Annotated in this window: 7 protein-coding genes and 2 pseudogenes; 4 read left to right on the plus strand and 5 right to left on the minus strand. The window is 73.1% G+C overall.

Features of this window, described 5'->3' with window-relative positions:
* Together ACLBYE_RS28650 and ACLBYE_RS28655 are read left to right on the plus strand one after the other, a co-directional pair.
* Positions 1-912, plus strand: a pseudogene (locus tag ACLBYE_RS28650) (hypothetical protein); the annotation flags it as partial.
* A 60-nt stretch (positions 913-972) separates the two neighbouring features.
* Positions 973-2,295: an HlyC/CorC family transporter gene (locus tag ACLBYE_RS28655; protein ID WP_427508126.1), complete on the plus strand. Its 1,323-nt coding sequence runs from the start codon at positions 973-975 to the stop codon at positions 2,293-2,295.
* 63 nt (positions 2,296-2,358) lie between these two features.
* On the opposite strand, the gene ACLBYE_RS28660 is transcribed toward ACLBYE_RS28655, so the two are convergent.
* The gene (locus ACLBYE_RS28660; RefSeq protein ID WP_447696757.1) at positions 2,359-3,747 is read right to left on the minus strand and encodes an aminotransferase; all 1,389 of its coding nucleotides are present in this window, start codon (positions 3,745-3,747) and stop codon (positions 2,359-2,361) included.
* Between the two features lie 147 nt (positions 3,748-3,894).
* Between ACLBYE_RS28660 and ACLBYE_RS28665 the strand changes: the two genes are divergently transcribed.
* Both ACLBYE_RS28665 and ACLBYE_RS28670 read left to right on the plus strand, forming a co-directional pair.
* Positions 3,895-4,428, plus strand: a complete 534-nt coding sequence (locus tag ACLBYE_RS28665) for a hypothetical protein (RefSeq protein ID WP_447696758.1) — start codon at positions 3,895-3,897, stop codon at positions 4,426-4,428.
* Between the two features lie 196 nt (positions 4,429-4,624).
* On the plus strand, positions 4,625-5,116 hold the full coding sequence (locus ACLBYE_RS28670) for a glutathione peroxidase (protein ID WP_447696759.1): 492 nt from the start codon (positions 4,625-4,627) through the stop codon (positions 5,114-5,116).
* Between the two features lie 12 nt (positions 5,117-5,128).
* Here the strand turns inward: ACLBYE_RS28670 and ACLBYE_RS28675 are convergent, their stop codons facing one another.
* The 4 genes and pseudogenes from ACLBYE_RS28675 to ACLBYE_RS28690 all read right to left on the minus strand — a co-directional run.
* A complete protein-coding gene (locus tag ACLBYE_RS28675) occupies positions 5,129-5,449 on the minus strand; it encodes a hypothetical protein (protein ID WP_447696760.1) in 321 nt (106 codons plus the stop codon).
* Between the two features lie 138 nt (positions 5,450-5,587).
* Entirely contained in the window at positions 5,588-6,379 is a 792-nt protein-coding gene (locus ACLBYE_RS28680) for an ATP12 family chaperone protein (RefSeq protein WP_447696761.1), read from the minus strand.
* 46 nt (positions 6,380-6,425) lie between these two features.
* A complete protein-coding gene (locus tag ACLBYE_RS28685) occupies positions 6,426-7,091 on the minus strand; it encodes an HAD-IA family hydrolase (RefSeq protein WP_447696762.1) in 666 nt (221 codons plus the stop codon).
* Positions 7,092-7,161: 70 nt separating this feature from the next.
* A pseudogene (locus ACLBYE_RS28690) lies at positions 7,162-7,403 on the minus strand (hypothetical protein); the annotation flags it as partial.

Consider the following 7,403-nt stretch of genomic DNA (forward strand, 5'->3'; position numbering starts at 1 on the left):
GCGGCCGAGCCCGAGCGCCGCGGCCGGCGTCGGCGCCGGCGGGCGGAACCGGACGCGCCGGCGACGGGCCCGGCCGACGTCCGGCGCCGCGTCCAGATCGAGGCGCGCACCCTCGACTTCCAGACCTTCGAGATCCGGACCCGCACCGCCGACGGCTACGGGCTGGCCTGGACGCCGTTCGAGGCCGGCGCCGGCCGCGGCCGGCGCGCCGACCCGCCCGTCCCCGCCGCGGTGGTCGACGAGGCGGGCAAGCCGGTCACGTCGGCCTGCACGGCGCCGGCCTTCGAGACCCACGGACTCGCCGGCTCGATCAGCGTCGTCGACCGCACCTACCACTACGTCTACACCGACGTGCTGCCCGAGGATTGCGGCCTCGCCCCCGAGAAGCGCCGCACCGGGCTGTTCCTGCGCACCGCGCAGGACCTGTCGGGGCCGAAGGTCTGGTCGACGGCGCGCAAGCTCGCCGGGCCGCTGCCGCCCGGGACCCTCGTGCGGGTGGCCCGCGCCAAGGGCATGCCGCGCTGGGCGGTCTCCTACACGTGCCAGCGGCCCGCCAACGCCCCGGGCGGCCCGGTGGCGGATATCTGCCTGCAGTATACGGCCGACCTGAACCTCGACGGGATCGGCGCCCTCAAGCTCTACGCCGATCCGGTGGAGGCGGGCCGCTCCGCCGCCTATCTCGGGCTGCGCTCGGGGGGCGACGGCAGCGGCCGGTACGACCGCAGCGCGCATTTCTGGATGACCGACGCGGAGGGCAACCTCGACACGCCGGCGATCTACCCGAACAAGGCGGGCTTCCTGACCTGGCTCGACCGGCTCGCCCCGACCGCCTCCGGGCGCGACGCGTCGAGCCTGTACGGGCGGCCCGTCTACTGGGCGACGTGGACGGTGCGCCCGATCGGCGCGCAATAAGTCGCAGGAGGCGCTATATGGGCGGCCGACAAGCCGCGCGAGGCGTGCCTGACGGACCCGATGGAAACCCATATCGACCTGTGGTTCGCCGCGAGCATCGTGGCGATCTCGCTGCTGCTCTCGGCCTTCTTCGCGGGCGCGGAGACGGCCTTCACGGCCGCCTCGCGAGCCCGGATGCACGCCCTCGAGCAGGCGGGCGACCCGCGCGCCGCGATCGTCAACCGCATCCTGGCGATCCGCGAGCGCTTCATCGGCGCGATGCTGATCGGCTACAACATCGTGGCGATCGGCGCCTCGGCCTTCACCACCAGCGTCCTGACGGCGCTGTTCGGCAAGAGCGGCGTCATCTACGCAACGGTCGGCATGTCGGTGCTGGTCATCGTCTTCGCCGAGGTGCTGCCGAAGACGCTGGCGATCTCCAAACCCGACAGGGCCGCGCTGCTCACCGCCCGCCCGGTGGCCTTCGCGGTGGCGCTGATGGGCCCGCTGGCCATCGCCATCGAGCACGTCGTGCGGGTGATGCTGAAGCCGTTCGGCGTCACCATCGGCGAGCACCAGTCGATCCTGACCGCCGCCGAGGAGCTGCGCGGGCAGGTGGCGCTGATGCACCGGGAGGGCGGCGTCGCCAAGGCCGAGCGCGACATGCTGGGCGGCCTCCTCGACCTGTCGGACCTGTCGGTCTCCGACGTGATGGTCCACCGCACGAAGATGCGGGCGATCGACGCCGACCAGCCCTCCGAGGACATCGTCCGGGCGGTGCTGGCCTCGCCCTACACCCGCATGCCGCTGTGGCGCGGCACGCCCGAGAACATCGTCGGCGTCCTCCACGCCAAGGACCTGCTGCGGGCGCTCGACGCCGCGGGCGGCGACGCCTCCGGCCTCAAGGTCGAGGCGCTGGCCCTGGAGACGTGGTTCGTGCCGGGCACGACGTCGCTGCGCGCCCAGCTCAAGGCCTTCCTGACCAAGAAGACCCACTTCGCCCTCGTGGTCGACGAGTACGGCGAGGTGATGGGGCTCGTGACCCTGGAGGACATCCTGGAGGAGATCGTCGGCGACATCGCCGACGAGCACGACGTCACCGTCTCGGGCGTGCGCCCGCAGGGCGACGGATCGGTGAACGTGGACGGCGGCGTGCCGATCCGCGACCTGAACCGGGCCATGGACTGGGACCTGCCCGACGAGGAGGCGACCACCATCGCCGGCCTCGTCATCCACGAGGCGCGGACCATCCCGGACCAGGGCACCGCCTTCAACTTCCACGGCTTCCGCTTCCAGGTGCTGCGGAAGGCCAAGAACCGGATCACCACGCTGCGCATCACGCCGCTGACCGCGGCGGGGCTCCAGGCGGCCGCGCTGCCGGACGCGCCGCGCGACGCGGTGTGACGGCGGCAAGCGACTGCCGCGGCCGGGCTCCGCGCCCGCGCCGCGACGCGCGCGGAGCGGTCCTCAGCCCGGCATCGCCTCCAGCCCCTCGGCGCGGATCCAGTCGCGGGTCCGGTCCAGGGCCCGCCCGAGCCGGTCGAACAGGGCGTCGATCTCGTCCGGCGCGATGATCAGCGGCGGGCAGACGGCGACGCGGTCCCCGGCGAGCGCGCGCACGATCAGCCCCTCGCCCTGCGCGAAGGCGACGCAGCGCGCGGCCACCCCCTTCTTCGGGTCGTACTGCCGCTTGCTGGCCTTGTCGGCGACGATCTCCAGGCCGCCGATCAGCCCGAGCCCGCCGGCCTCGCCCACGATGTCGTGCCCGGCGAGCGCCGCCAGACGGCGCTGGAACTGCGGCGCCTTCTCGGCCGCGCCCTCGATCACCCGGTCGCGGCGGTAGATCTCGATCGCCTTCAGGGCCACCGCGGCGGCCACCGGGTGCCCGGAATAGGTGGTGCCGTGGCCGAAGGTGCCGATCTTCTCGCTCTGGCCGATCAGCGCCTCGTAGAGCGGTTCGTCGATGCTCACGCCGCCGAGCGGCATGTAGGCCGAGGTCAGGGCCTTGGCGAAGGAGATCGAATCGGGCCGGGCCCCCAGCGCCTCGCTGCCGAACCACGTGCCGAGCCGGCCGAAGCCGCAGATCACCTCGTCGGCGATGAAGCGGACGTCGTACTTGGCCAGCACCGCCTGGATCGCCGCGAAGTACCCCCGCGGCGGCACGATCGCGCCGCCCGCGCCCATCACCGGCTCGGCGATGAAGGCCGCGACCGTCTCCGGCCCCTCGCGCAGGATCGTCTCCTCCAGCTCGGCGGCGAGGCGCGCCGAGTAGGCCTCCTCGGTCTCGCCCGGCTCGGCGCCCCGGTAGTGGTGCGCGGGCGAGACGTGCAGGAAGCCCGGAAGCGGCAGGTCCCAGTCGGCGTGGTTCGCGGCGAGCCCGGTCATCGAGGCGCTCGCGACCGTGACGCCGTGGTAGCCCTTCTGGCGGGCGATGATCTTCTTCTTCTTCGGCCGCCCCAGGGCATTGTTGTAGTACCAGGTCAGCTTGACCTGCGTGTCGTTGGCCTCGGACCCGGAGGAGGTGAAGAAGATCTTCGAGGTCGGGACCGGCATCAGCTCCTTCAGCGTCTCGGCCAGCTCGATGCCCGGATCGTGGCTGCGGCCGGAGAACAGGTGCGTGAACGGCATGCGCGCCATCTGCGCCCGGGCCGCCTCCACGAGCTCCGCGTTGGAGTAGCCCAGCGCCGTGCACCACAGGCCGGACATGCCCTCGATGTAGGAGCGCCCCTCGGTGTCGTAGACATGCACGCCCTCGCCCCGTTCCAGCACCAGCGGGCCGGTCTGTCGGTGCGTCGACAGGTTCGTGTAGGGATGGAGGAGGGTTTCGACGTCGCGGGTCGCGAGGTTCGAGAGCATGGTTCGCAAGGTCCTCGTGCGCGGGTGACCGCCGCCACACTACCGACCCGATGCCCCGTCAGGTAGCCCGGAGGATCCGCGTCCGGCCGTTGCCGGACGCATGCCGCCAGCGCTACTCCCAGCACCGCCCCTCGCCGCGCCCGACCGATGCTCAACCCGGAAGCCTACGTCGCCCAACCCGCCCCCGGCCGCGCCTGCGGCGCCTGCACGCTGTGCTGCAAGGTCTACGACGTGCCCGCGGTCGAGAGCGTCGCGGGCCAGTGGTGCCGCCATACGAAGGCCGGCCAGGGCTGCGCCATCCACGCCACCCGGCCGGACCATTGCCGGGCGTTCCACTGCCTCTGGATGACCGAGGGCTGGCTCGGCCCGGAATGGAAGCCGGATCGCGCCAAAATGGTGCTGAGCCTCGACCCGCTCACCCGCAACATGAACGTGCAGGTCGATCCCGGACAGGCGGGCGCGTGGCGGCGCGAGCCCTATTACGGGCAGCTCAGGCGCTGGGCCGTGGCCTCGGTGCCCCTGCGCCGGCACGTGCTGGTCCACGTCAACAAGAGCACCACCGTCATCCTTCCCGATCGCGACGTCAGCCTCGGGATCGTCGGGGCGGACGAGCGCATCGTCACCACCGACCGGATGACGCCCCAGGGCCCGAGTTTCGACGTCCAGAAAGTGCCGGCCTGAACCGGGCGACCGGCCGGGGCCGCGCATCGCGGCCCGCTCGGCGCCGGACTGCCGCCGCATGATCGGCGATCCGACCACCCGGGCCGTCATCGGGCATGAGGGCCGCGGCCGGGATCGCCGAGCCGCGCCGCGGGCCGACGCGATGTCGCGACGCGCGAGCCTTGCGGATCCGGCCGGTTTGCCCGAGTGATCGGCCATGACGACCGTTCACGATTTCAGCGTCTCCGCGGCCGACGGAACGCCGTACCCGCTCGCGCAGCACCGCGGTCAGGTGCTGCTCATCGTGAACACGGCCTCCCGCTGCGGTTTCACCCCGCAATACGAGGGGCTCGAGGCGCTCTGGCGCCGGCACCGGGATGCGGGCCTGACGATCCTGGGATTCCCCTGCAACCAGTTCGGCGCGCAGGAGCCGGGCGACGCCGCCGAGATCGCGAGCTTCTGCGCGCTGCGCTACGACGTGAGCTTCCCGGTACTCGCCAAGATCGCGGTGAACGGGTCCGGCGCCGACCCGCTCTACGCCCATCTCACCCGGGCTCGCGCGGGGCTGTTCGGCACGCGGGCGGTCAAGTGGAACTTCACCAAGTTTCTGGTGGGACGCGACGGCCGGGTCATCGCCCGGTTCGCCCCCGGGACGAAGCCCGCGGCCCTGGAGGCGAAGGTCCGGGCGGCCCTGGCCGAGCCCGCCTGATCCGCGCCCGAGTCAGACCGCGTCGAGATCCGCGGGCTCGGCGGTGACCGCGCGGCGGGCGTCGATCCGTTCGCGCACGCGCAGCACCGTCCGCAGGGGCGCGATCGGGAACGGGCGCACCGACTCGCGCAGGATCCCCGCCAGGAACCGGATCTCGGCAATCTTGCGCAAGGTCAGATCGGGCGCACCGGCGCCCTGTGCTCGGCGCTCGAGGTCCGAGAGGGCGTCGAACAGCGCGTAGCGCCCGTCGAGATCCCGGGAAGACTGCTTCGACGCGATCAGATTGGCCAGTTCGCCTTCAAAACTGCAACGGATAGGCTGATCGGAACGCATCGTCGACTCGAACACAGTGTGCATCGAACCCTAAAACAGTGTTCGCGCTTTGTCAGCCGCCGACGCGGGGCGGGCGCCGCGAATGCGGGATTGTTGCGCAATTGCATCTGCGCGACCGCGCCGGACCGCGGCCCGGGCTCAGCCGCCGGCCGCGACGAACGCGGCGGCCGCCTCGAACTCCGTCCGGCGCGCCTCGAGGCGGGCCTCCGCCTCGGCGTCGCGCCCCCAGACGGCGGCCTGATAGGTCTCGTCCACGTGGGCCGCGGCCCAGGCCTCGGCCGGTGTCAGCCGGCCCTCGAGAACCGCCAGGGCGATCAGCAGGGAGCCGGTCAGCGTGGTCAGGGTGTGCAGGCCCGCCAGCCGGAACGGGTCGGTCACCGCGTTCACCGCCGCAGAGAGCGCCCGGATCGTGTCGGCCGGCTGCGCGACGTGCATGACGCCCTCACTCAGGATCACCCGTGCACCGAACGCGTCCCGTGCCCAGGCGAGGATCGGATCCCAGGCCTCCGCCTGGGCCGCCACGAGGCGCTCCGGATCCCCGGCGCGGTAGGCCACGAGATCGGTGCCCGCGTAGGCGCAGAGATCCGCCGCGACCTCGGCGAGGCGGGGCGTGACGCCGTCGATCGCCGTGTTGGCGAGCCGGGTCAGGGGCATCCGCGCGGGGTCGATCGCCGTGTCCTGGGCCTGCCACTCCGCCGCGACGCGCTCGGCCAGTGCCCGGCTGGGAAGACGCAGCGGGTTGCGGGCCGGCGTGTTGGCCGGACGTCCGTCCAGGGTCAGCCGGAACCCGTCGGCATCCTCGGAGAAGCCGGCTTCCTTGTAGAAGCGGTGGGGCAGGGCCGGCTTGGCGTGGCCGCGGGCGGCCCGGACCGGGTCGGGCCGGTCACCGTCGCTCGGCTGCCCGAGCCAGTCTGTCGTCTGATCGCTCATGGAGGCGAGATAGGCGCTTCCGGCCCCGCGCGCGAGCCTCCCGCGATCAGGATCCGGTCGCGAGCCCCTCGAGGAGCAGCGCCTCCAGCGCGGCGGCACTCGGGACCACCGTCACGGCCCCGGCCCCGTAGAGCGCGTCCGGCGGATGGTAGCCCCAGGCGACCCCGACGGCCGTCGCGCCGGCCGCCACGCCCATGGCGATGTCGAAGGTGGTGTCGCCGACCATCAAGGTGGACTCGGGCTCGCAGCCGGCCTCGCGGATCGCCTGCTGCAGCATGGTCGGATCCGGCTTCGACGGCGCGTCGTCGGCGCTCTGGGTCGTGGCGAACCAGTCCGCCCAGCCGTAATGCGCGATCAGCCGGTCGACGCCGCGCCGCGACTTCCCGGTGGCGAGGCCGATCAGCACGTCGGAGCGCCCGTGCAGCCGGGTCAGCAGGTCGGCCATGCCGGGGAACAGGGGCTCCTCGTGGGCGGGGTCGAGCCGCAGGCGGTTGTAGGCCTGCTTGTAGCTCTCCGAGAGTTCCGCGACCGGGCCGCCCTCGCCGACGAGGCGCCGGAAGGCCTGCGGCAGCGACAGGCCGACCACCGACAGGGCCTCCCGCCGCCCGGGCGCCGGCAGACCGTTCTCCGCGAACGCCACCTCCTGGGCCGCCACGATCAGGTGCTGGCTGTCGACGAGGGTGCCGTCGACGTCGAAGACGACGAGCCTCATCGCGACCGACGCGCCGGAAGTCGCGCCGCGAGCCGCCCCGACGGCGCGGGTGAAAGGAGGCGGGTCCTCGTCACGGCTTCCGGCCCGGCTGGGCCGGCGCGGCCGCGGCGGGCTGGCCACCGGGGATCCGGGTCCGCTCGTAGCCGAGCCGGCACCGGATCAGGAAGCGCCGGCGCTTGCCGCCGCGCAACCCGCGCTGATGCGAGGCGCGGTTGCAGGCCGCGTAGGAGCGGCGCCGGCGCTCCGCGCGGGCACTGTTGGCGGTGCGCGGGGCGGCCTGCGCGGGCGCCGCGCCCGGGGCGGGCGCCGGGG

This window comes from Methylobacterium sp. A52T, assembly GCF_053346095.1.